The sequence below is a fragment of the Bradyrhizobium sp. OK095 genome, from assembly GCF_900109945.1.
Taxonomy (GTDB): domain Bacteria; phylum Pseudomonadota; class Alphaproteobacteria; order Rhizobiales; family Xanthobacteraceae; genus Bradyrhizobium.
On sequence record NZ_FOBX01000022.1, the window covers coordinates 55,736 to 76,178 of the forward strand.

The following is a 20,443-nucleotide window of genomic DNA, read 5'->3' on the forward strand; positions in this document are numbered from 1 at the left end:
CCCCTTTTTGACCGGAGACTTTGCAATGCAAAGTGACATCGCGTCCCGCAACGAGAAGCTTCACGTCGGCATCATCATGGACGGCAACGGCAGATGGGCGACACGCCGCGGCCTGTCGCGCCTGCGCGGCCACGAGGCCGGCGTCGAGGCGATCCGCCGCATCGTCGAGGCCGCGCCCAAGCAGGGCATAGGCACGCTGACGCTCTATGCTTTCTCCACCGACAATTGGCGAAGGCCGAAGGCCGAGGTCGCCGCGCTGATGACCCTGCTGCGCTTCTATCTCGCCAACGAGGTGCAGAGCCTCGTCAAGAACGGCGTGCGTCTCACCGTGATCGGCCGTCGCGACCGGCTGCCTGACGGCATCGCCAATGCGATCACGCGAGCCGAACAGGCCACCGCCCAGGGCAGCACGCTTCATTTGCGCATCGCCGTCGACTATTCCGCCCGCGACGCCATCCTCAACGCCGCAACCAAGGCGGCGGCGCTGACGAGCCTCACCCGCGAAGCCTTCTCGCAGCTTGTCACCGGCGAGGCCGGCTTGCGCGATGTCGATCTCATCATCCGCACCTCCGGCGAGAAGCGGCTGTCGGACTTCCTGCTGTGGGAAGGCGCCTATGCCGAGCTGCACTTCACCGAGCGGATGTGGCCCGAATTCGAGGCGAGCGATCTCGCTGCGGCTCTCGCCTCCTTCCATGGCCGCGAGCGCCGCTTCGGTGGCCTTCAGGCCATCATGCCCGAAGAGGTGCCGTCACTCTCCCGTGTGTGACATACGGCACAGGAAACGAGCTGTTCGTTTTCAGCCGCATGATTGGCAGCGATGTCCAAGCCGCCGGCATGCGGTCTCGGTTAGGTGTGCGGTCTACGCAACCTGCCGAGAGCGTCACGCATGTCACAGCTATCTCTGGATGCCGTTGTCGAGCCGAACGAGACGAGAGGAATTGTCTGCATCAGGGCGGCCGATGCATCCGATATGGACAGTCTCTCGATCTATTTCACCGGCCTTTCCACGACGACGCGCAACAAGCGCTTCATGGGCGCGCGGGCGGACATCGCGATAGTCGCGGCCGAATGCGTCGCCAAAGCCAGCCATCCCGATCACTTCACCTTGCTCGCCGAGCTCAGGCAGGAGGGGCGCGGCATGATCATCGGCGAGACGCTCTATGCCTATGATGCAGCTGCCCGGCATGGCGAGTTCGCGATCTCGGTCGCCGATGCATTTCAGCGCACGGGCCTCGGCTTGCAGATGATGACCGCGATGGAGAGGCGCGCGAGCGATCTCGGTCACGAGATGATCGCAGCCGAGACCGCGCGGGCAAATGCCGAAATGCGCGGCCTCGCCAAGAAGGCGGGCTTTTGCGACACCGGCCTCGGAGACTGGCAATCGGTTCACTTCGCAAAACGGCTGTCGCGCTAGCCACAAGCGCCTGATTTGCCGCATGGCATAGATCGTGCTCTAGTATCGCCTGGATTTCCCCAGCGATGGGAGCTTTCTGCGATGCGCGCAGTTCTGGATTATTGCACCGGCGGAACGGAACGGCAGGTTGCGGCCGGCACCCTCGTCGTCACCGAGGGCAGCACCACTGGCCATCTCTACGTCCTCATGCAGGGCAAGCTCGAGGTGCTCAAGGGCGAGATGGTGGTTGCCACCGTCACCGAGCCAGGCGCGGTCCTCGGCGAGATGTCCGTGCTGTTGGGTCAGCCGCACACTGCGACGGTGCGAGCCTGTTCCGATGCGGTCGTCTACGAATTCGAGGATGCCGCCTCGTTCCTCAAACAGGAGCCGGGGGTTGCGCTCCTGATCGCGAAGTTGCTGGCGCAGCGGCTCAACGTCGCCAACACTTATCTCGCCGATCTCAAGCGGCAATATGCCGGCCACGGCACGCATCTGGCCATGGTCGGCGAAGTGCTCCAGAGCATGATCAACCTGCCGCCGCTCGAGGTCTCGCCAGGCTCGGATCGGCAATCCGACCCAAGGATGTGAGCCAGTCCGGAGGCTCCTCGATATAGCTCGCCGGCCGCTTCAGCGGCGCGTCGAGGTCGACCCACTGCGCTTCGCCCGCCGCGAGCCAGAACGCCTTGTTGGCATCGAGATCGAGCACGATATGCGTCGGCGGCCGACCCGGTTGCAGGCCGGCGTTGAACACCCAGGTCTGGCCCAGCCGGTCGAACCACGAGCCGTCGGTGATGAACGGCGATTGATGGACATGGCCCGAGATCACCATCGAGGGCTGATATTGCATGATCCATTGCACCAGCTCGACATCGCCGAAGAAGCGCTTGCCGCCCCAGCTGGTCGGCGAATTGGCCGGCGGTGCATGATGCGCCCAGATCCAGCGCTTGGGACGATTGACCGCGGCGTCGCGCAGCTGATCGACGATGCGCTGCTTGACCAGCGGCCCATCCCACCACGGGCACACCGTGAACAGCGTATCGCCGAGCGCGATGTTGTCGCCGTCGCAGGCAATGCCCAGCTCTCGCACCTCCGAGATCCAGCGCGAGATCTTTTCGCCCTCCGCATTGCGCTCGTCGAGATCGTGATTGCCGGAGCAGAGGATCACGCGGGTCTGCGCCGCGATCAGCGCGAGATATTTTTTTACCACCACGATCTGCGCGCGAAAATCCACCATCGAGCCGATATCGAGCGCATCGCCGGCGAAGATCACGAGGTCGAACTGCGGCGCCGCGCTGACCAGCCAGTCGAGCTGCGGCAGCGAGTAGTGCAGGTCGGCCACGACCAGGCAGCGCATTGAAAATCCGGTGGTGAGACGTTGAAAATATCGGGGAATTGCAAAAACTTATAAAGCAAAAAGCAGACCAGCATGGCCGCTTTCACTCGTCAATGCAATGAGATGCGGGGCGGGCGTCGCAGGGCTGGACCGGATCGTCGAATTCTGATGTCGTGGCCTTGCCCAACGCGGTGACCGCATGACCTCCTTCAAGACGATTCGTGCCCGCGCCGAGAAACGCAAGGGCGGCCCCAAGGCGCTCGACAAGCTGATGCCCGACAAGCCCGATTTGAAGGACCTGGCAAAGCTCGGCGACGACCGAATCCTCGCCGAGATGAGCAAGCGGGTGTTTTGCGCGGGCTTTGCCTGGAGCGTGATCGATTCGAAATGGGACGGCTTTGAAGAGGCCTTCCTGCGCTTCCAGCCGGCCGAGCTTACCTTCCAGCCCGAGGATTATTGGGAAGGCCTGTTGCGCGACACGCGCATCGTGCGCAACGGCGCCAAGATCATGTCGGTGCGTGACAATGCCGCCTTCGTGCAGGACATTGCGAAAGAACACGGCAGCTTCGGCAAGTTCCTGGCGAAGTGGCCGCCGTCCAACGAGATGGGCCTGCTCGACCTCCTCAGCAAGCGCGGCAGCCGGTTGGGGGGCAACACCGGCCAGATGCTGCTGCGCTTCGTCGGCTGGGACGGTTTTGTCACCTCCAGGGACGTCGTCGCGTCCTTGCGCGCTGCCGGCCTCGACATTGCCGAAGAGGTCAAATCAAAGGGCGATCTCGCAAAAGTGCAGGCGCAGTTCAACGCCTGGGCTGAGGAAACCGGTCTGCCCTACACATATCTGTCACGCATCTGCGCACTCTCGGTTGGCGAGAACCGCAGCGAGCATTAGGCCACTGGAAATCAGGAGAAACAAAATGGCAAAAGCCTATTGGGTTGCCACTTACCGCGCGATCAAGAATCCCGACGCCATGGCGGCCTACGCAAAACTGTCACGTCCGGCCATCGAAGCAGCCGGCGGTCGCGTGCTCGCGCGCGGGATGCCGGCTGCCGCCTTCGAGCATGGCCAGATGGAACGCGTCGTCCTCATCGAGTTCGACAGTGTCGCGAGCGCCTTGGCGGCTTATGAGAGCCCGGCCTACAAGGCAGCTCACGATCTGCTCGGCGACGGCGCAGATCGCGATATCAGGGTCGTCGAAGCCGCCGAATAGCGCTGCGTCGGTCTGATCGTGGACATCGTGTGGCGATCCCGTGCCGTGAGCGCGGCGATCGCCGCGCGCGATCACGAAATACATTTTTCCGGAACATTCCTGCGCAGTACCCGTTCGGGAGTTTGAGCCATGCGACACAAGCGCAGGGAACGCCCGCGTCGGCTCAAATCGATGAAACCCGACACGCCCGAACGGAGCAGCCCATGAAACTCACAACCGAACAGGTGAAGCAGACCGTTAACCAGCTCGGCGCCCAGGTGCTGCCCGACGAACATCCCGCCATGCCGCAGCTGAACAGCATGTTCGGCGAGCACACCTTCTTCGTCGACGAAACGGGCCTGAAGGTCCTCGAGCCCACCCCGTCACTCAGCGCCGAACGCCAGACCGGCGAGGTCGTCAGCCTCGCCGACTGGAGCGATGCAGATTTGACGCGCCTGATGGCGCATGAGCCGGAGCCGACCGGTGTGATCGTGGTGTTCGAGCATGTGAGGCATTGACTGGTTCGCACCGATCGACTTGCATCGGTGGCGGGTTTGAAAAATCCTACCACTGTCGTTGCCAGTCCGGTTCAAATGCCGAAAGTCAGCTGCGGCTCCGCATCGTCCCCGTCCTGAAGCGAAGACAGTGAGACCCCCAGCAGCCTGACGCGCTTGGGCAGCGGCATCTCGACCTCGAGCAGGCCACAGGCCAACCGCTCCAGCTCTTCCCGGCCTGCAACCGGTGCGAGGGTGGACCTGCTGCGTGTGATGATCTCGAAGTCGGCGAATTTGATCTTCAGGGTGACGGTGCGGCCGCGGTTGCCGGTCGTCTCGCAATGGCGCCAGACCTTGTCGACGAGGGGTTTGAGCTCGGCGACCAGCGTCTCGAATTCGTCGAGGTCGGTCGAGAACGTGGTCTCCGCGCCGATCGACTTGCGGATCCGGTTGGCCCGGACCGGCCGTTCGTCGATACCGCGTGAGATCCAGTAGTAATAGGCTCCGGACTTGCCGAAATTCGCATTCATGAACTCCAGCGTCTGGTTGCGGATGTCGAGACCGGTGAACAGGCCGAGCGCGTTCATCTTCGCACTCGTCGCCGGGCCGATCCCATGGAATTTTCCGACGGGCAGCGTCTCGACGAAGCCGGGTCCCATCTCCGGCGAGATCACGAACTGGCCGTTGGGCTTGCGATGATCGGAGGCGAGTTTTGCAAGAAACTTGTTGTAGGAAATGCCCGCGGAAGCATTGAGGCCCGTCTCGGCCCTGATCCTCTCGCGGACCAGCAAGGCGACGTCGCGCGCCAGCGGGATGCCTTGCAAATTTTCCGTCACATCGAGATAGGCTTCGTCGAGCGACAACGGCTCGATGATGGGCGTGTGCTCGGCAAAGATCTCGCGGATCTGCCTGGAGATCGCCTTGTAGACCTCGAAGCGCGGCCTGACGAAGATCAGGTCGGGACATTGCCGCTTCGCCGTCACCGATGGCATCGCGGAGCGAACGCCGAATTTACGGGCCTCGTAGCTCGCGGCGGCGACGACGCCGCGCTCCGCGGAGCCGCCGACGGCGACCGGCTTGCCGCGCAGCTCCGGATTGTCGCGCTGTTCCACGGACGCATAGAAGGCATCCATGTCGATATGGATGATCTTGCGGACGGGCGAGACCTCGCCAGTCACCGTGTCGGATTCGTGCATGGAAAGATGATACAATCGCACGAAGAGATGCGCGAGGTCATGGATGCTTTGCCGGCGTGCTCAATGCGGCCATCTGGCGTTTGAATTGAGGCGTTCGGCTTAGAGCTCATCAAAGAACAATCTCAGGCTTGTGAGTCGCAAACCTAGGCATGCGATCCTATATCGGCGTGCAGAGGACAGCCCATGCAGTACAGCTCCGAACTCATTCAGACCATGCGCCAGGCACTCGAGACCGTGATGGCGAGCGTGCCGGCCCATCAATCGGTGTTTGGCCTGAAAGCCGCCGTGGCCGAATGCATCCTGAACGCTGCCGCGCACGGCCAGACGTCATACGACGGACTGGTGCAGTCCGCCTCCGACCAGATCCAGCCGATCATCTCGATGCTGACGTGAGCGCGCGCTCTGGGTGGAGCGCCGGGCAGGGTGTCGATTGGGAAAACTGTGCCACGAACTGGCGCACCCGATAGGAGTCGAACCTATGACCTTTGCCTTCGGAGGGCAACGCTCTATCCAGCTGAGCTACGGGTGCAACGAGGGTCCATTTAGCCGATTGGCGGGGGGCGGGCAACCGCTTCCGCCGTCTTCGGTCAGGCTGATTTGCGGGCAATACGGCCAGGAACCGGCGCTGCCTCCCGCCCGAGCCCCGCGAATTCGGCGAGCACCCGCTCGGCGCAGAGGACGCGGTTGCGGCCGAGCCGCTTGGCTGCATAGAGGGCCTCGTCGGCGGCGCCCAGCAGCCGGTCGGGATTGCCGTCGGCGTCAGTGGGGATGTGGCTGGCGACGCCGACGCTGAGGGTGACGTGGTTGCCGGCTCCCTCGGCGCCGTGGGCGATCGCCAAGGCCATCACGGCGGAGCGAATCTCGTCGGCGATGGCGCAGGCGCTGTCGCAGTCCATGTCCGGCAGGATCAGCGCGAATTCTTCCCCGCCATAGCGGCTGGCAAGGTCGAGCGGGCGCACGGCGTGGCGGCTGACGACATCGGCGACCGCGCGCAGGCACTCGTCGCCGCTCTGGTGGCCGTGGCGGTCGTTGAACAGCTTGAAATGATCGACGTCGACGAACAGCAGCGCCATCGGCTTCTGCGTCCGCTGGGCGCGAGCCCATTCGGTCATCAGCATCTGGTCGAAGGCGCGGCGGTTCGACAGGCCGGTCAGCCCGTCCTTGGTGGCAAGCTCCTTCAGCGCGGTCTCGGCGCGCTTCTGGTCGGTGAGGTCGCGCAGCGTCTCCACGACGGCGATCAAATGGCCGGCCTCGTCATGGATCGGGCCGGCGTCGATGGCGAGATAGAGCTGGCTGCCGAGCTTTGGCATCACGCACCAGTTCTCCGCGGAAAAGCCGAGCCCGTTATGGCCGCGTGCGGCATATTCCGAATAATATTCCGGCAGCTGCTCGGGCCGGTCGAGCGCGACGAGGTCGGCGAGGCACGGGCGTTTAGTCTCGTAAAAGGCCTGCCAGTGTCTTGTCGTGCCGATCACCTCGGAGGCGGCGACGCCGGTCAGCCGCTCGCAGGCCCTGTTCCAGATCACGACGCGGCGCTTGGGGTCGATCACGAAGGTCGGCACCACCAAATGCTGCATCAGCCGCACTGCATAGGAGTCCGCGACGTCGACGGCTTTCGCTGGAGGTTTCGTTGACTTGGCCATTTCAGGCCACCGCCGCCACGGGCGCGGCGTCTCCCGGACTGAACAGCTTGCGGACTTCGGCCGCTGGCTTCGGCTTGCTGAACAGATAGCCCTGCATCTCAGTGCAGCCGAGCGCGCGCAGCATCTCGCGCTGGGCCTCGGTCTCGACGCCCTCGGCGACCGTGGTCATGTTGCTGGCGGCCGCGATGTTCACCACGGCCTGCACGATGACAGGCGCGCCGCTCGTCTCCGCGATATCGGCGACGAAGCAGCGGTCGATCTTGATCTTGTCGAACGGGAAGCGCTTCAAATAGCTCAGCGAGGAATAACCGGTGCCGAAATCGTCGAGCGCGATGCGCACGCCGATGGCGCGGAGCTGGTGCAGGATCGAGAGCGCGGCCTCGTCGTCGCGGATCAGCACGGCCTCGGTGATCTCGAGCTCGAGCCGGCGCGGGTCGAGCCCGGAGGCGGCGAGGGCACCTGCGATCCGCAGCGCCAGCGTGTCGCATTTAAGCTGCACCGGCGAGACGTTGACCGCGATCCGCACATGCGCCGGCCAGGTCGCGGCCTCGTTGCAGGCGGTACGCAGCACCCAGTCGCCAAGTTCGGTAATCAGGCCGGTATCCTCGGCGATCGGGATGAACTCCGCTGGCGAGATCATGCCGCGCTCGGGATGGCGCCAGCGCAGCAGCGCCTCGCAGCCCGAGACCTCGTTGGTGCGCAAATCGACCAGTGGCTGGTAGTGGATCTCGAAGCCGCCATTCACCAGGGCCTGGCGCAAATCCTGCTCCAGGGTCAGACGCGCCCTGGCGCAAGCGTCCATCTCCGGCTCGAAGAAGCGGTGGGTGCGGCGTCCCGAGGCCTTGGCGCCATACATCGCAAGGTCGGCGTTCTTGATGAGCTGGTCGAGATCGGTGCCGTCCTGCGGCGCCAGCGCGATGCCGATGCTGGCGTCGGTGGAGAGCTGGTGGCCGAAGCAGTGATAGGGCTGGCGGATCGCCTCGTAGATCCGTGTCACGAATGACAGCACGTCGGCGGAGGACTGGACTGCCGTCTGGATCACCGCGAATTCGTCGCCGCCGAGCCGCGCGATCAGGTCGCCTCGCTTGAGGCAGCCGCGCAGGCGGGTCGCGATCGCCTTCAGCAGTTCGTCGCCGACGTGATGGCCGAGCGAATCGTTGATGCCCTTGAACTCGTCGACGTCGATATAGAGCAGCGCGAACTGCTGGCCGCCTGCGACCTTTTCCAGCTCGCGCTCGATCTGCTCGCGGAACAGCGTGCGGTTTGGCAGGTCGGTCAGCGCATCGTAATGCGCCATATGCGCGATCTTCTCATGGGCACGCCGCCGCTCGGTGACGTCCTCGATGACGCTGATGAGGTAGCGCGGCTCGCCGGACTTGTCGCGAATGCCTATCCGGGTCGAGGTGATATAGCGCGATCCCTTGGTCTGGCTTTGCCAGGCATGCTCGTCCTTGAACAATCCCTCGGGGGCTTGCAGCGCCCTGCTGTCGTCTTCGGTGACGATCCTGGCTGTGTCATCCGGGTAGAGGTCGAACGGGGTCTTGCCGATGATCGCTTCACTGGGCTGGCCGAATTGCTCCTCGGCGGTGCGGTTGATCAGCAGATATTCCCGCGTTCCGGCGTCCTTCACCGTGATCTGGGAGGGGATGTGATCGATGATCTCGCGCAGGAACATGTAGTTGCGGTCGCGCTCCTGCTCCAGATGGCGCCGCTCGGTGATCTCCTCGATCGTGGCGACCCAGCCGCCCTGCGCGAGCGGGGTGTTGATGACCTGGAAGGTGCGGCCGTTGGGCAGCTCATGGACCCTGGTGGAGACCGTGCCTTCGGCGACCACCCGCATCACATCGGCGCAAAACGTCTCGACGTCGCCGCGGAACGCGCCACGCTCCTTGCGATGATACATGGCCTCGCGGATGTTGACGCCGGGCTTGATGATGTCGTGGGAGAGGCCGAACATGTCGGCGTAGCGGCGGTTGCAGGTGACGATGGTGCCACTCGCGTCGTACAGGATCAGCCCTTGCGACATGTTGTTCAAGGCGGTGTCGAGCCGCTGCCGCTCCGATTCGATCCGCTGCTGGGCCTCGCGGTTCTGCCGGTCGATCTGGCGAATGATCAGATAGAGGATCAGCGCGATCACGGCGGCTGAAAGCATTGCCGTGGTGACCATGAAGCCGGTCTGTTGCCGCCAGTCCGCAAGCGCCGCGCTCATGGTGTTGGTTGCGATGATGACCAGCGGAAAATGGCTCAACGACGCCGCCGAGCCCAGCCGCTCCTCGCCGTCGACAGGGCTGGTGACGCGAAGCGTCTGCCGGCCGCCGCGAGCCAGCACCTTCTGCATCAGCGGTGCGTCCTTGTAGCTCGTCCCGATCATGGCTTCGACATGCGGGTAGCGCGCCAGCATCTTGCCTTCGCGGTCGAACAGCGCGATCGCCGTACCCTCGGCAAGCGCCACGGATGCGAAATAATTCTGGTAGCTGTCCGGATCGATCCGGCGGACCATTGCGCCGACGAAGGTACCGTCCGGCAGGCTCAGCCGCCGCGCCACGATCGTGGTCCATTTGCCGATGAGGAAGCTGCGGACGGATTCCAGCTGTACCGACTCGGCCATCGGGTTCGACTTGAACGTCTGGAAATAGGCGCGCGCGGCGACGTTGATCTTGGGCAGCGGCTGGGACCGCGACCAGTTGATGATCTCGCCGTCGGCATCGTAGATCACGATGTCGCCGAGATAGGATACGGCGCTGATCTTGCCCCGCAGCATCTCGTTGGCCGCCGGTCCCGACATCCGCTCGCGGAACATCGCGGCCGAGCTGATCTCCGGCAGTTTCATCTGCCCGATCAGATCGGCGGCGACGACGTCGGAATCCTGGAATTGCTGATCAAAGTGCCGCGCGATCAGCTGCACGGTGTTTTCGAGCTCGCGCTCGCGGTTGGCGAGGGTCCGCTCGCGAAACTCGCCGATGGCCATGGCGGTCACGGTGAAGATCCCCGCGACCAGCAACACACCGCTCAGGGTCAGCCACAGCACAGGTCCGCGCCGCATCGCTGCCTCCCAGCCGCGTCTCGCGGCTAGGCACATTCCGGCTGCGATCCCTGTAAAGGCCTGGCGCATTCCCCCTCCCTGGAGGAACAGGGATACACCGCACAAATGGCGTAAACCTTAGGAAAGCCAGTTACCTAAGCATTAATCCGGTTGCACGGTCGGGCCGGGGTGCAGCGGTGCGGGAATCGCGCCGCGGTTGCGCGGTTCCCGCGATAATCGCTGCGCTGCATCATTAATCTTGGCTTAATGCGAGGCGCCAGTGCTCTTGTCGCCGCCGCCATTGCGGAGACGTCCGACCACGCCTGTCGGGAAGAAATAGACGCTGGCGATGAACAGCAGCCCGAGCCACAGCAGCCAGCGGTCGGGATGCAGCAGCCCCGGCAGCAGCGGCAGGCCGGCATTGGCGAGCATCAAGGTCGCTCGCGGTATGGCTGTCTGGGTCAATCACTTATAAAGTCCCAGCCCGATGATTCTTACCTCTTGCGGACCGCATCCAATATCAGATCGCAGGCCGCATCGCGGTCGCACGTAGACGCTGGCGCTCGGAGCACCGACCATTCCTCGTCAGTAATGTAATGAAACTCGTGCGGTACCTGGCAGTCGAGCGTGCCGGTTTCGGTCAGGAGAAAGTTGATCTTTTTGCCCTCGCCGCATTTGAGCTCGAATCTGGTGTAGGTCCTGGAAAAGGTCTCCGGCCGCAGGAAATAGACCCGGCACATCGCCGCACCGTACACCAGGGCATGATGGTCGAACATCAACCGCTCGGCGCGAGGAGCGCGCTTGTAGAAATAGCAGGAGACGTTCCTGCCGATCAGGGCTTCGTGCAGCGCTGCTGCGCCCTGGGTGTCTTCCTCGCAGAACGATAGCGCGACGACGTAGCTCACTTGTCCGCTTCACGTTTCACTTGATCTGTTCATTTCAATTTTTCGATGATGCCTTCGATGAACTTGTCGATAATTCCACGATTATGTCTCTCCAAGACGAAGGTCTCGACATCGGAGATGAATCGCTTCTGGATCCAGAGATCCTGACCTTCCTGCTCAATCAGCCCGATCGACGCGCCGATCTTCACCGTTGTGCTGAACGACAATTTCGTCTTCCCGACGAAATTAGCCTGCATCGTCGCCATTTGGCGCCGATGGAAAAACGAATTGTTGAGCCGGAATTTTCCGAGGAAGCTCCGTGCATGTTGTTTGGCATCTTCGATCTGGTTGCTCTCGCGCTCGACGCGGCGCGCCATCGATTGAAGAAAGACATGATCTAGGTCGCAGCCGACGAAGATCGCTTCAGCCGCGTTGGTCGACAGGGTACGGGCGAGGCCCGTCCTGATCCGCGAATTGATGAATCGCGTCTTCTCGGCGGAGAACTTGCATCGCGGGAAATCGGCAAAATCGATGATGCTGGCGCCCTCGACATGCATCTCAGAGAAGTCGAATCGAGCGCCCGACGCAGACGGTATGTTGTGAAGCGCGACGTGTTTCAGAAGGAGCGGCGCGGCTCTCACGCTGAACAGGTCCACCAGCAGGTTGGTCGATCGGGCCATCAATTGATCGTTCGCCCCTCTCATCAAGATCTGAAGGCCTATATTCATGATCAGAGATGCGTTCCGGTAATATTGCTCGTTCTGATCTTCGTACAAAAAAGCGTCCTCGGAGCCCGCAATCAGTTGATGCATCTGGTATACGACCGCGTCGGAAAGCTCGGATACGCGCGAGGCCACGTCCTTCACGAACGGTGAGTTGATTTGCCCCCTGTCCGCCATCAGAGTGGCTTCGGACGCGCTGATCGACTCCTTGTCCGCCAAGTAGCGGCAGACCGCGACCGCCAAGAACAACTCGAATACGGCGACGTCCGTGAACTCGACGATGTGGGGGGTGTGCAGGAGAGGATGATGGTAGAACTGCTCGATGACTTTGTCGTCGTAATTGGTGTTGAAGCGCTTGAAATAGCGGATGACGTCGGTTCGATCGAACCTTCCACGTCCCTGAACCGCAAGTTCCAGGAATAACTTGGCCTGAAAATCGACCGATGACAGCGACGCCAGGTATTTTCCGTAGCCGTATTTTGCTTCTTCGCGGTCGCAGACCTTGTAGACAATGTAATCCAGCTTCCTAGTGACATCTAGATACTCGCTCGACTGATATAGCTTGTCGCTCGTAGTCGACTCCCGGCCGTCCTGAATCGAATCACAGATGATCCGAATGACGAACGGCAGGATGCCGTCCTCGTAGGTTAGCTTCAGGTCGGCGATGAATTCGCGTGCGTCGCGCTTGAGCCGCTCAACGTCGCCGAACCGAAGGTCCAAATATTCGTCGATCTGCTCCGGCGCAAAGGGCAAAAGATCATAGGCGTCGAACCCGAATTCTTCCGGAATCGAACCGAGGCTGTCCATGCTTCGGCACGTCAAGATGATCTTTCCCTTGCGCATGTAGTTCGAGTACTTGTTGACGCTATCGAAGAACATGCGGAGGGAATCGAGGGTCGGGATGCGCGAAATGATCTCGTCGATACCGTCGATCACGATCGAGATCCTGCCGGTGTCGAAGACCCAGGCGAATTCCTTTTCGCTCAACGCGCCCACGTCATGCCCGGAATAGATCGAGCGGATCAGGTTGAACAGCGTGAAGGTGCCGCGAAGCTCAGGCGTCTCCGACAGTTCGGTGGCGATCCGGGTGGCGTCGAACACGATGAGATCGTGCTTGCCTGCGGTCTGAAGCGCGGCGCTCATGTAGGAGAACAAGGTCGATTTTCCGACACCGCCGGCCCCCTTGATCAGCAGGACCGAGTTCTGACTGTCTTCCTCGACGAGCTTCTGAGATATATAGTCGAACGTATCCGTGATCAGCGCGCCGTCGGCTTCCCGTCGCATGCGGGACGCAATGATGCGTGGCACGCTCGCCTGTGATGAATGTACGAAGGAGAGCGAGAAGCGCGACTGGAGGAAATCGTCCAGATACATATGGTTCGTCGCTGCAGGCAGATTCTGCTTGATCGTTCTCAGCCAAGTGTCGCGATTGGTGACATATTTCGGATCGACAAGCACCAAGAGCGTCTGGTCCTTCGTCAGCCCGGAATGGGATTTCAGGAACATTTCTGCAGTCCGAGAGATTACGATCTTGGCCGGAAGGTACAGAATGTAATTCACCGATCCGAGAAACGTGTCGATATATTTGTAAAGGGCGTAGTTCACCCGCATCTCGGCGCGCATTTCCAGCGGTGATCTCGGGATTTCTTCTACCGTCTTGGAGAAGGCGGCCCGCAGGATATCGATCAGGTCGGGGTGATACTCTTCGGCATTGTCGTCGTCGGTCGAGAGGCCGGATCTGACCCAGGTTCTAACCTGCTGTTGGAATGCGGCCTGAGCGTCCAGGCGAAAATGCAGCCGGTTGAAATTGAACTCCGGTCGATCCGTGATCGGATCCTCCCCGAGGATGGCGAGGACGCGGCCGCCCTTGTTGATGTAGTCGAGGATGACTTCCTTCTCTGCGCGCGCCTCCGTATCCAGATAGCGAAAGAAGGCGTCCGAGATGAGGATGATCAGCCCAATCGCCGAACTATTCCTGATGTTCTGCAGGACGTCGCCGTCGGTCGAAAAGATCCGGTGAGGATACAGGCCATCGATGTTTGTCGAGATCAGAAGCCGCTCTTCGGCGAGAGCGGTCAGCAGCGCTTGGCCAGCATCCCGCGTGCTCCGGTTGCCCAAGACGGTGACGAATTTGGTTCTGACCGTCACTTTCGTGCCTGTTCGATCATATGACGAATTTGACCCGTATGAAGGTTCGCAGGAACTCTCGCATTTCGGAGTAGGCGAGCCGTTCCATGTCCTGCATAACTTCGATTTTTTCGGAGATCTGCGTCGATGTATCGAACCGGCGCTGGATTTCCTGCACGCTGTGGAGGTATGATGTGTAACGCTCCAGCTCCCGCTCCGGCTGCAGCCCTCTTTCGAAGGCGCCCACCGCGACCGACACGATTGCAATCCACATCGCCGCGACCGGCAGGAGCGCCGCGAACTGGGCGTGCCCGCTGCCGCCTCCGAAAACATAGGCGTAAGTGACCGCGGATACGGTCAGGAAGTGCGTCAGGAGCAGGAAGCCGATGCTGAAACTTCCGACAAGCTCGAACAGCTGCGCCTGGCCCGTCGGCAGAAGCGAGGCGGCCGTGTGGCTCTCACTCAATTTGTAGGAGGCGTAGTCGGCCTGGTGCTTGATCCGCAGTTCGCGATAAGCATCCGCGATCGGACCGAAGCTCTCCTCGTCGATCGGCAACTCGTGCGCATGTCCATCATGTAAGGGCGCGTATTCGACGCCGCGCTCGCTGATCGTGCCCGTGAAATGCGAGTCCAGTTTTTGCAGGAATTGCGCGCGGAAGGTTTCAAATTGATTGCGTCGCTGATTCAGATAGCGCTCTTGCGCGCCGTGGCGGATTGCCAGGAGATAATCCGGGATATTGTAAACTAGGTCCTCGAAATGCCACTGCCGGATGCGTTCGGCTGCAAAGCGTTGTAGGAGCCAGTTGCGCTTCGTCTTGCCGGCGAGCGCTTTCGAGAGCCCCAGATAAACGCTTGCCAGGCCAAACGTGCCACCCAGCAGCGCCAGAGCGACCTCGCCGTGAAACTTGTGAGCGATGGGCTCGGCCGCGCTTGCCATCAGGGCGATAGCGCCAAGCGAGACAGCGCAGATTCCGAAAATGCGTCCAGAGTGTTTAGCGGCGATAGCGCCCTTCTCGTAGATCGCGAACGTGGTGCGAAGTTCGGGATGATCGAGCACGGGGTAAAGCGACGGAAACTTGGCCGCTGCGAGCCGTCTGTCGTTTTCCGCCAACAGCAGATCATCGTTGAATCTTTGGCTAATCATTCCGCCCCAATGATTGTTGCCCGACACCCTATTGTTACCCGTCGGAATAGCCGATGCAACCATTGGTTATGGTCGGGCCGGCCAACGCCTCGATTGGTGGGCGCTTAAAGCCCGGAGCGAGCGCTTGACCAGGCAGCCCTCTGTCAGATCAGGTGCAGGGCAACTGATGGCAGTCTTGCTCTGCACGTGAAGAGGCACAGTGAGGTTGTGCCGGCCGCCAAAACGAGGCGGGTTATGCAAAAAGATATAGCAATATCAGATGCATAGAAAAGGTGCATGGAATTGTCTTTGCAGGCGTCACGGCTTGGTGCCTCCGCCGCTGCGCAATCGCCCGACCACGCCGGTCGGGAAGAAATAGACGCTGGCGATGAACAGCAGCCCGAGCCACAGCAGCCAGCGGTCGGGATGCAACAGCCCCGGCAGCAGCGGCAGGCCGGCTTCGCTCGCCGCCTTGGAGGCAACGCCCATCAGCGATTGCAGATAGTTCTGGGCGAGAATGAAGATGGTGGCACCGATGATCGCGCCGTAGATGGTGCCCATGCCGCCGATCACCACCATCAGCAGAATGTCCAGCATGATCGAGAAGCTGAGCGAGGTGTCGGGGCCGGCATAGCGCAGCCACAGCGCGTTCAAAATGCCGGCGCTGGCGGCGACGAGGGCCGCGAGGCAATTGGCGTAGGTGAGGTGAAAGACGGTGCGGAAGCCGAGCGCCTCGGCACGAAAGCGGTTCTCGCGGATCGCTTGCAGCACGCGCCCGAACGGCGAGTTCACCACCCGCAGCAGCGCCAGGATCATCAGGGCCGAGACGGCGAACACCAGATAGAAGGTCAGGATTCGGCCGTTGACCTCGAAGCCGAACAGGCTTTTGGAGATCAGCACCGTGCCGGGACGCAGCAGCTCGGGCAGCTGGAAGCTGCGCCCGTCCTCGCCGCCGGTCAGCCAGGACAGCTGCGAGGCCAGCACCTGGAAGGCGGAGGCGACCGCGAGCGTGATCATGGCAAAGAAGATCGCGGCCACGCGCAACGAAAACAGGCCAATCGCGAGTGCGAGCAGGGCTGCGAGCGGCAGGCCGACGACGATGCCTGTTGCGACCGCGGCCCAGTTCGGACCCATGCCGTACAGCGCGATCGCGATGGCGTAGCTGCCGATGCCGTAGAACATGGTGTGGGCGAACGACACCGAGCCGGTATAGCCAAGCAGCAGATCGTAGGACGCCACCAGCGCGGCGAAGACGCAGATCTTGGCGGCGACGTTCAGCGCCTTGGCACCCGGGAACAGGAACGGCGTCGCCGCCAGCGCCAGGATGATGACGACAAGAACGAGCGTGAGCACGCGGCTGCGCGGAGGATCGCCAGACAGAAGCATCATCGGCTGGTCACCGCATAAAGGCCGCGCGGTCGCCACATCAGAATGGCGACCATCAGCAGGATGTTGGAGACGAGGGCGAGTTTCGGCACCAGGAAGCCGCCGTAATTGGCGACCATCGCCACCAAAATCGCGCCGATGAAGCAGCCGCCGATCGAGCCGAGCCCGCCGATGATGACGACGACAAAGATCAGGACCGTGAGCTCGTCGCTCATGGAGGCATGGACCTGCTCGCGATAGAGCGCCCACATCACGCCGCCGAGGCCGGCCAGCGCCGATCCCGTCATGAACACGCCGAGGAAGAGGCGGCGGATGCGATAGCCGAGCGCCTCGACCATCTCGCGGTTCTCGACGCCGGCGCGGATCAGCAGCCCGAGCTTGGTGCGGTTGAGCACGAGCTGGATCGCGACGAAGACGGCGAGCCCGATCAGCATCGCCAGCACGCGGTACTTGGCAATGGCGACGTCGCCAAAGATGAAGGAGCCGCGTAGCGATGTCGGCAGCGGCACCGGGATGATCTGCGGTCCCCACAGCGCGTACATCGTCTGCTCGGCGACGATCAGGCCGCCGGTGGTCATCAGGATCTGCTTCAAATGCTGGCCATAAACAGGAAGGATCAGCACGCGCTCGACGATCAGGCCGAGTGCGCCGGAGACGGCCATCGACAGCAGCGCCGCCGGCGCCAGCACGGCGAGATTCATCCAGAGTGAGTCCGCCTGCATTGAGGCCGCGAACGGCGCCAGCACCAGCGTCGCGACATAGGCGCCGACGGCAATGAAGGCGCCATGGCCGAAATTCAGCACGTCCATCAGGCCGAACACCAGCGTCAGGCCGGAGGCCATGATGAAGATCATCATGCCCATGGCAAGGCTCGCGGCGGTCAGCGTCAGCCAGGTGCTGGGCGAGCCGATCAGGGGTATCGTCACCAGCGCCAGTGCGATCGGCAGCAGGATCGGCGCGATGTCGCGCTTGGGTTTCGGCAGCGGATCGGTTGCGGCGAGTTCAGTCACTGATGCGCCTCCAGGCTCAGGCCGAGCAGCCGCTCCTGCAGCGGCACGTCGGCGGCCAAGGCTGCCATCTCGCCACGATGGACGATGGTGCCGTTGTCCATGACCAGCACCTTGTCGCCGAGCTCGCGGGCGGCAAAGAAATTCTGCTCGACGAGCAGGATCGTGGCGCCCTTGCGCTTGATCTCTTTCAGGCACTCGATCAGCGCCACGATGATCGCAGGCGCCAATCCCTTGGTCGGTTCGTCGATCAGTAACAGCTTGCGCGGCTCGATGATGGCGCGCGCGATCGACAGCATCTGCTTCTGCCCTCCGGAGAGGCTTCCCGCGCGTGACAGCCAGAACCGGCGCAACGCCGGGAAGAAGCCAAAAATCCATTCGAGCTGGGTGTCGTCGAGCGGCCCGTCGCGCGCGGCGAGCACGAGGTTCTCTTTGACCGTGAGGTCGGAAAACACCGCCATGCTCTCGGGCACGTAACCGACGCCGCGCCGCGCGATATCGGGCGTGGCGCGGCTCTCGATGCGCTCGCTGGCGAGGCTGATCTCGCCGGAAGAAGCCTGCCACAGGCCCATGATGGTGCGCAGCGTGGTGGTCTTGCCGGCGCCGTTGCGGCCGAGCAGCATCGTGACCTGTCCCTGCGCAACCGCGAGGTCGATGCCCTGGAGAATGTGGTAGCGGCCGATATGGGTGTGCACGCCGGAGAGCTTCAAAAGATCGCTCATGCCGCACTCCCTGAAGCTTTCTTGGGCGCAACGCCGAGATAGGCTTCCTGCACGATCGGCGAGGCGATCACCTCGGCCGGCGGGCCGTCGGCGACGAGTTGTCCGTTATGCAGCACGATGATGCGGTCGGCGAGCGAGCGCACCACGTCCATCTTGTGCTCGACCAGCAGGATGATCTTGCTCTTGTCCTGCTTGAGCTGCGCGATCAGGTTCAGCACCACCGGGACCTCGTCGATGCTCATGCCGGCCGTCGGCTCGTCGAACATGAAGACCTTTGGCTCCAGCGCGATCATCAGCGCGACCTCGAGCTTGCGCTGGTCGCCATGTGACAGCACGGTCGCGGCGACGCCGCGGCGGCCACCGAGCGCGACCTGGTCGAGAATGGCATCGGCGCGCGCGATCAAATCGCGGCGGACCATCCAGGGCCGCAGCATGTCGTAATGCGTGCCATCAGCGGCCTGCACCGCGAGGCGGACGTTCTCTTCGACCGTCAGATTCGGAAAGAGGTTTGTGAGCTGGAACGCACGCCCGAGACCCGCACGGGTCCGCAGCGGCGCGGAGTGCGCCGTGATGTCGGTGCCGTCGAACAGGATGCTGCCGTGTGAGGCGCGCAGCTGGCCCGAGATCAGGTTGAAATAGGTGGTCTTGCCGGCGCCGTTAGGTCCGACGATGGCGGTGAGCTCGCCGGGGCGGAACGTGCAGGTGACGTTGTTGACCGCGACATGGCCGCCGAAGCGGATGGTGAGGTCGCGCGTCTCTAGCGTCAGGGCCATCAGGGCAACTCTGGAAGGTGGAAGAATCCTCTCCCCGCGGGTGCGGGGAGAGGAGATCTGGTATCAGCGCTTGTTGCGGATCGGAACGTCCATGTCCTCGATCTTCAGCTCACGCACCGGCTCGAGCACGGCCCAGGCGACGTTCGGATCGACCTTGACCTTGAAGTGATACATGCTCTGCAGCGCCTGATGGTCTTCTTTGCGGAACACCATCTTGCCCTTCGGCGTGTCGAACTCCAGGCCTTCCATCGCCGTGATCAGCTTCTCGGTGTCGGTCGACTTCGCTTTGGTGACGGCGGCGACGACGGACATCGCGGCGGCAAAACCGCCCGCGGTGAAGAAGTCCGGCGGCGCCTTGAAGCGCTTCTGGTGCTCGGCGACGAACCAGTCGTTCACCGGGTTCTTCGGGATGTCGTAGTAATAATAGGTCGCGCCTTCCATGCCGGGCAGGCCCTTGTACGCCGCGAGCGCCGGCAGGATGTTGCCGCCGGTGGAGAGCTCGATGCCGTAGCGCTTCGGGTCCATGTCCTGGAGCTTGGCCAGCGGATTGCCGGCGCCGGCCCAGATCACCCAGATGATCTTGCGGCCCGGCTTGTCTTTCAGCGCATCAAACAGCCGCTGGCCGACCGCGGTGAAGTCGGTGGTCGAGGTCGGGGCGTATTCTTCGGCGGCGAGCGTCGCGCCGGTCTTGGCGAGCGCTTCCTTGAAGGCGCCGACGCCGTCGCGGCCGAAAGCGTAGTCCTGCGCCAGCGTCGCCACGGTGACGCCCTGCTTGCCGATCGCAACCGCGTTCGAGATCGCGTCCTGCGACGAATTGCGCCCGGTGCGGAAGATGTAGCGATTCCACTTCTCGCCGGTAATCTGGTCCGCGACCGCGGGCTCGACGATCAAAATCTTCTTGTTCTCCTCGGCGACGGGGAGAATGGCGAGCGCTGCGGCCGACGACGTCGTGCCGATCGCGATGTCGACCTTGTCGTCCTGATAGGCTTCCGCGAGCGCGGCCTTGGAGAGGTCCGGCTTGCCCTGGTCGTCCTTGGTGATGACGACGATCTTGCGGCCGTCGAGCATCATGGTGCCCTTGGTGGCGTATTCGAATCCCATTTGCAGGCCGGTCTCGGTCTGCTTGGCATAAGCCTCGAGCGGGCCGGTCTTGCCGTAGATCAGCGCGACCTTGAGGTCGTCGGCGCGCGCGGAGCTGCTCGCGGCCAGGCCGATGATGGCTGCTGTGAGAATGAGCGATCGACGCACGATGGTCCCTCCTTGATGAAATGCCTTGGCCACAGCGATTTGCACAACACCGCAAACATTGCAATTCCACCTTCCGGCGAAGCTTGCTGCGGGCTTGTGTGACAATGTCCTGACGTGATGATAGCGGATTGCGGCTGCCGAAGAAATCGGCAGCCCGAGGCAGACTCGTCGATATCGCCCGCC

The 20,443-nt window shown here is 62.4% G+C and carries 19 protein-coding genes, 1 tRNA gene and 1 pseudogene; 7 read left to right on the forward strand and 14 right to left on the reverse strand.

The annotated features are described in order from the left end of the window. Positions 1 to 25 precede the first annotated feature (25 nt). The 3 genes from BMW89_RS35575 to BMW89_RS35585 all read left to right on the forward strand — a co-directional run bounded on the left by BMW89_RS35575 (position 26) and on the right by BMW89_RS35585 (position 1,981). The gene (locus BMW89_RS35575) at positions 26 to 766 is read left to right on the forward strand and encodes a di-trans,poly-cis-decaprenylcistransferase (protein ID WP_092034996.1); all 741 of its coding nucleotides are present in this window, start codon (positions 26 to 28) and stop codon (positions 764 to 766) included. A 120-nt stretch (positions 767 to 886) separates the two neighbouring features. Next, positions 887 to 1,414: a GNAT family N-acetyltransferase gene (locus BMW89_RS35580; RefSeq protein WP_177196552.1), complete on the forward strand. Its 528-nt coding sequence runs from the start codon at positions 887 to 889 to the stop codon at positions 1,412 to 1,414. Positions 1,415 to 1,495: 81 nt separating this feature from the next. Continuing rightward, positions 1,496 to 1,981 carry a Crp/Fnr family transcriptional regulator gene (locus BMW89_RS35585; protein WP_092034998.1) on the forward strand — a complete coding sequence of 162 codons (486 nt, stop codon included), beginning with the start codon at positions 1,496 to 1,498 and terminating at the stop codon, positions 1,979 to 1,981. On the opposite strand, the gene BMW89_RS35590 is transcribed toward BMW89_RS35585, so the two are convergent. Further along, a complete protein-coding gene (locus BMW89_RS35590) occupies positions 1,920 to 2,747 on the reverse strand; it encodes a metallophosphoesterase family protein (RefSeq protein ID WP_092034999.1) in 828 nt (275 codons plus the stop codon). The two genes, BMW89_RS35585 and BMW89_RS35590, sit on opposite strands and share 62 nt — an antisense overlap. Positions 2,748 to 2,925: 178 nt before the next feature. Between BMW89_RS35590 and BMW89_RS35595 the strand changes: the two genes are divergently transcribed. The 3 genes from BMW89_RS35595 (at position 2,926) to BMW89_RS35605 (ending at position 4,431) form a co-directional block, all read left to right on the forward strand. Continuing rightward, positions 2,926 to 3,615, forward strand: coding sequence for a DNA-3-methyladenine glycosylase I (locus BMW89_RS35595; protein WP_092035000.1), 690 nt, complete (start codon positions 2,926 to 2,928; stop codon positions 3,613 to 3,615). Between the two features lie 25 nt (positions 3,616 to 3,640). After that, positions 3,641 to 3,934, forward strand: a complete 294-nt coding sequence (locus BMW89_RS35600) for a DUF1330 domain-containing protein (protein WP_092035001.1) — start codon at positions 3,641 to 3,643, stop codon at positions 3,932 to 3,934. A gap of 203 nt (positions 3,935 to 4,137) precedes the next feature. Next, entirely contained in the window at positions 4,138 to 4,431 is a 294-nt protein-coding gene (locus tag BMW89_RS35605; RefSeq protein ID WP_092035002.1) for a hypothetical protein, read from the forward strand. A gap of 71 nt (positions 4,432 to 4,502) precedes the next feature. Here BMW89_RS35605 and dinB read toward each other — a convergent pair whose 3' ends face one another. Next, complete coding sequence (gene dinB / locus BMW89_RS35610) at positions 4,503 to 5,603, reverse strand: DNA polymerase IV (protein ID WP_092035003.1); 1,101 nt, start codon at positions 5,601 to 5,603, stop codon at positions 4,503 to 4,505. 183 nt (positions 5,604 to 5,786) lie between these two features. On the opposite strand from dinB, the gene BMW89_RS35615 reads away from it, so the two are divergent. Beyond that, entirely contained in the window at positions 5,787 to 5,996 is a 210-nt protein-coding gene (locus tag BMW89_RS35615) for a hypothetical protein (RefSeq protein ID WP_092035004.1), read from the forward strand. A 59-nt stretch (positions 5,997 to 6,055) separates the two neighbouring features. On the opposite strand, the gene BMW89_RS35620 is transcribed toward BMW89_RS35615, so the two are convergent. The 12 genes and pseudogenes from BMW89_RS35620 to BMW89_RS35670 form a co-directional block, all read right to left on the reverse strand. After that, positions 6,056 to 6,132 (reverse strand) — tRNA-Arg (locus BMW89_RS35620). A 58-nt stretch (positions 6,133 to 6,190) separates the two neighbouring features. Then, a complete protein-coding gene (locus tag BMW89_RS35625; protein ID WP_092035005.1) occupies positions 6,191 to 7,246 on the reverse strand; it encodes a sensor domain-containing diguanylate cyclase in 1,056 nt (351 codons plus the stop codon). A gap of 1 nt (position 7,247) precedes the next feature. Next, entirely contained in the window at positions 7,248 to 10,325 is a 3,078-nt protein-coding gene (locus tag BMW89_RS35630) for a bifunctional diguanylate cyclase/phosphodiesterase (RefSeq protein WP_502686415.1), read from the reverse strand. A gap of 207 nt (positions 10,326 to 10,532) precedes the next feature. Then, positions 10,533 to 10,691, reverse strand: a pseudogene (locus tag BMW89_RS37620) (branched-chain amino acid ABC transporter permease); the annotation flags it as partial. Positions 10,692 to 10,762: 71 nt separating this feature from the next. Further along, the gene (locus BMW89_RS35635; RefSeq protein WP_092035006.1) at positions 10,763 to 11,173 is read right to left on the reverse strand and encodes a hypothetical protein; all 411 of its coding nucleotides are present in this window, start codon (positions 11,171 to 11,173) and stop codon (positions 10,763 to 10,765) included. A gap of 29 nt (positions 11,174 to 11,202) precedes the next feature. Continuing rightward, complete coding sequence (locus BMW89_RS35640; protein WP_092035007.1) at positions 11,203 to 14,022, reverse strand: NACHT domain-containing protein; 2,820 nt, start codon at positions 14,020 to 14,022, stop codon at positions 11,203 to 11,205. 16 nt (positions 14,023 to 14,038) lie between these two features. Then, positions 14,039 to 15,172, reverse strand: coding sequence for a hypothetical protein (locus BMW89_RS35645; protein ID WP_143062884.1), 1,134 nt, complete (start codon positions 15,170 to 15,172; stop codon positions 14,039 to 14,041). Between the two features lie 270 nt (positions 15,173 to 15,442). Then, positions 15,443 to 16,513: a branched-chain amino acid ABC transporter permease gene (locus BMW89_RS35650; protein ID WP_177196554.1), complete on the reverse strand. Its 1,071-nt coding sequence runs from the start codon at positions 16,511 to 16,513 to the stop codon at positions 15,443 to 15,445. After that, positions 16,510 to 17,520: a branched-chain amino acid ABC transporter permease gene (locus tag BMW89_RS35655; RefSeq protein WP_092035010.1), complete on the reverse strand. Its 1,011-nt coding sequence runs from the start codon at positions 17,518 to 17,520 to the stop codon at positions 16,510 to 16,512. The genes BMW89_RS35650 and BMW89_RS35655 overlap by 4 nt, the downstream gene beginning before the upstream one ends. Then, positions 17,517 to 18,239, reverse strand: coding sequence for an ABC transporter ATP-binding protein (locus BMW89_RS35660; RefSeq protein ID WP_092035011.1), 723 nt, complete (start codon positions 18,237 to 18,239; stop codon positions 17,517 to 17,519). The genes BMW89_RS35655 and BMW89_RS35660 overlap by 4 nt, the downstream gene beginning before the upstream one ends. Beyond that, on the reverse strand, positions 18,236 to 19,012 hold the full coding sequence (locus BMW89_RS35665; protein ID WP_092035012.1) for an ABC transporter ATP-binding protein: 777 nt from the start codon (positions 19,010 to 19,012) through the stop codon (positions 18,236 to 18,238). Before BMW89_RS35665 ends, BMW89_RS35660 begins: the two co-directional genes overlap by 4 nt. A gap of 63 nt (positions 19,013 to 19,075) precedes the next feature. Further along, positions 19,076 to 20,260: a substrate-binding domain-containing protein gene (locus BMW89_RS35670; protein ID WP_092035023.1), complete on the reverse strand. Its 1,185-nt coding sequence runs from the start codon at positions 20,258 to 20,260 to the stop codon at positions 19,076 to 19,078. Positions 20,261 to 20,443 lie beyond the last annotated feature (183 nt).

Excerpts from the sequence above, each read along its gene's own strand:
- BMW89_RS35580 (WP_177196552.1), top strand. The coding sequence starts at position 887 with ATGTCACAGCTATCTCTGGATGCCGTTGTCGAGCCGAACGAGACGAGA.
- BMW89_RS35615 (WP_092035004.1), top strand. The coding sequence starts at position 5,787 with ATGCAGTACAGCTCCGAACTCATTCAGACCATGCGCCAGGCACTCGAG.
- BMW89_RS35630 (WP_502686415.1), bottom strand. The coding sequence starts at position 10,325 with ATGTGCCTAGCCGCGAGACGCGGCTGGGAGGCAGCGATGCGGCGCGGA.
- BMW89_RS35650 (WP_177196554.1), bottom strand. The coding sequence starts at position 16,513 with ATGATGCTTCTGTCTGGCGATCCTCCGCGCAGCCGCGTGCTCACGCTC.
- BMW89_RS35625 (WP_092035005.1), bottom strand. The coding sequence starts at position 7,246 with ATGGCCAAGTCAACGAAACCTCCAGCGAAAGCCGTCGACGTCGCGGAC.
- dinB (WP_092035003.1), bottom strand. The coding sequence starts at position 5,603 with ATGCACGAATCCGACACGGTGACTGGCGAGGTCTCGCCCGTCCGCAAG.
- BMW89_RS35590 (WP_092034999.1), bottom strand. The coding sequence starts at position 2,747 with ATGCGCTGCCTGGTCGTGGCCGACCTGCACTACTCGCTGCCGCAGCTC.
- BMW89_RS35665 (WP_092035012.1), bottom strand. The coding sequence starts at position 19,012 with ATGGCCCTGACGCTAGAGACGCGCGACCTCACCATCCGCTTCGGCGGC.
- BMW89_RS35600 (WP_092035001.1), top strand. The coding sequence starts at position 3,641 with ATGGCAAAAGCCTATTGGGTTGCCACTTACCGCGCGATCAAGAATCCC.
- BMW89_RS35595 (WP_092035000.1), top strand. The coding sequence starts at position 2,926 with ATGACCTCCTTCAAGACGATTCGTGCCCGCGCCGAGAAACGCAAGGGC.
- BMW89_RS35605 (WP_092035002.1), top strand. The coding sequence starts at position 4,138 with ATGAAACTCACAACCGAACAGGTGAAGCAGACCGTTAACCAGCTCGGC.
- BMW89_RS35660 (WP_092035011.1), bottom strand. The coding sequence starts at position 18,239 with ATGAGCGATCTTTTGAAGCTCTCCGGCGTGCACACCCATATCGGCCGC.
- BMW89_RS35575 (WP_092034996.1), top strand. The coding sequence starts at position 26 with ATGCAAAGTGACATCGCGTCCCGCAACGAGAAGCTTCACGTCGGCATC.
- BMW89_RS35585 (WP_092034998.1), top strand. The coding sequence starts at position 1,496 with ATGCGCGCAGTTCTGGATTATTGCACCGGCGGAACGGAACGGCAGGTT.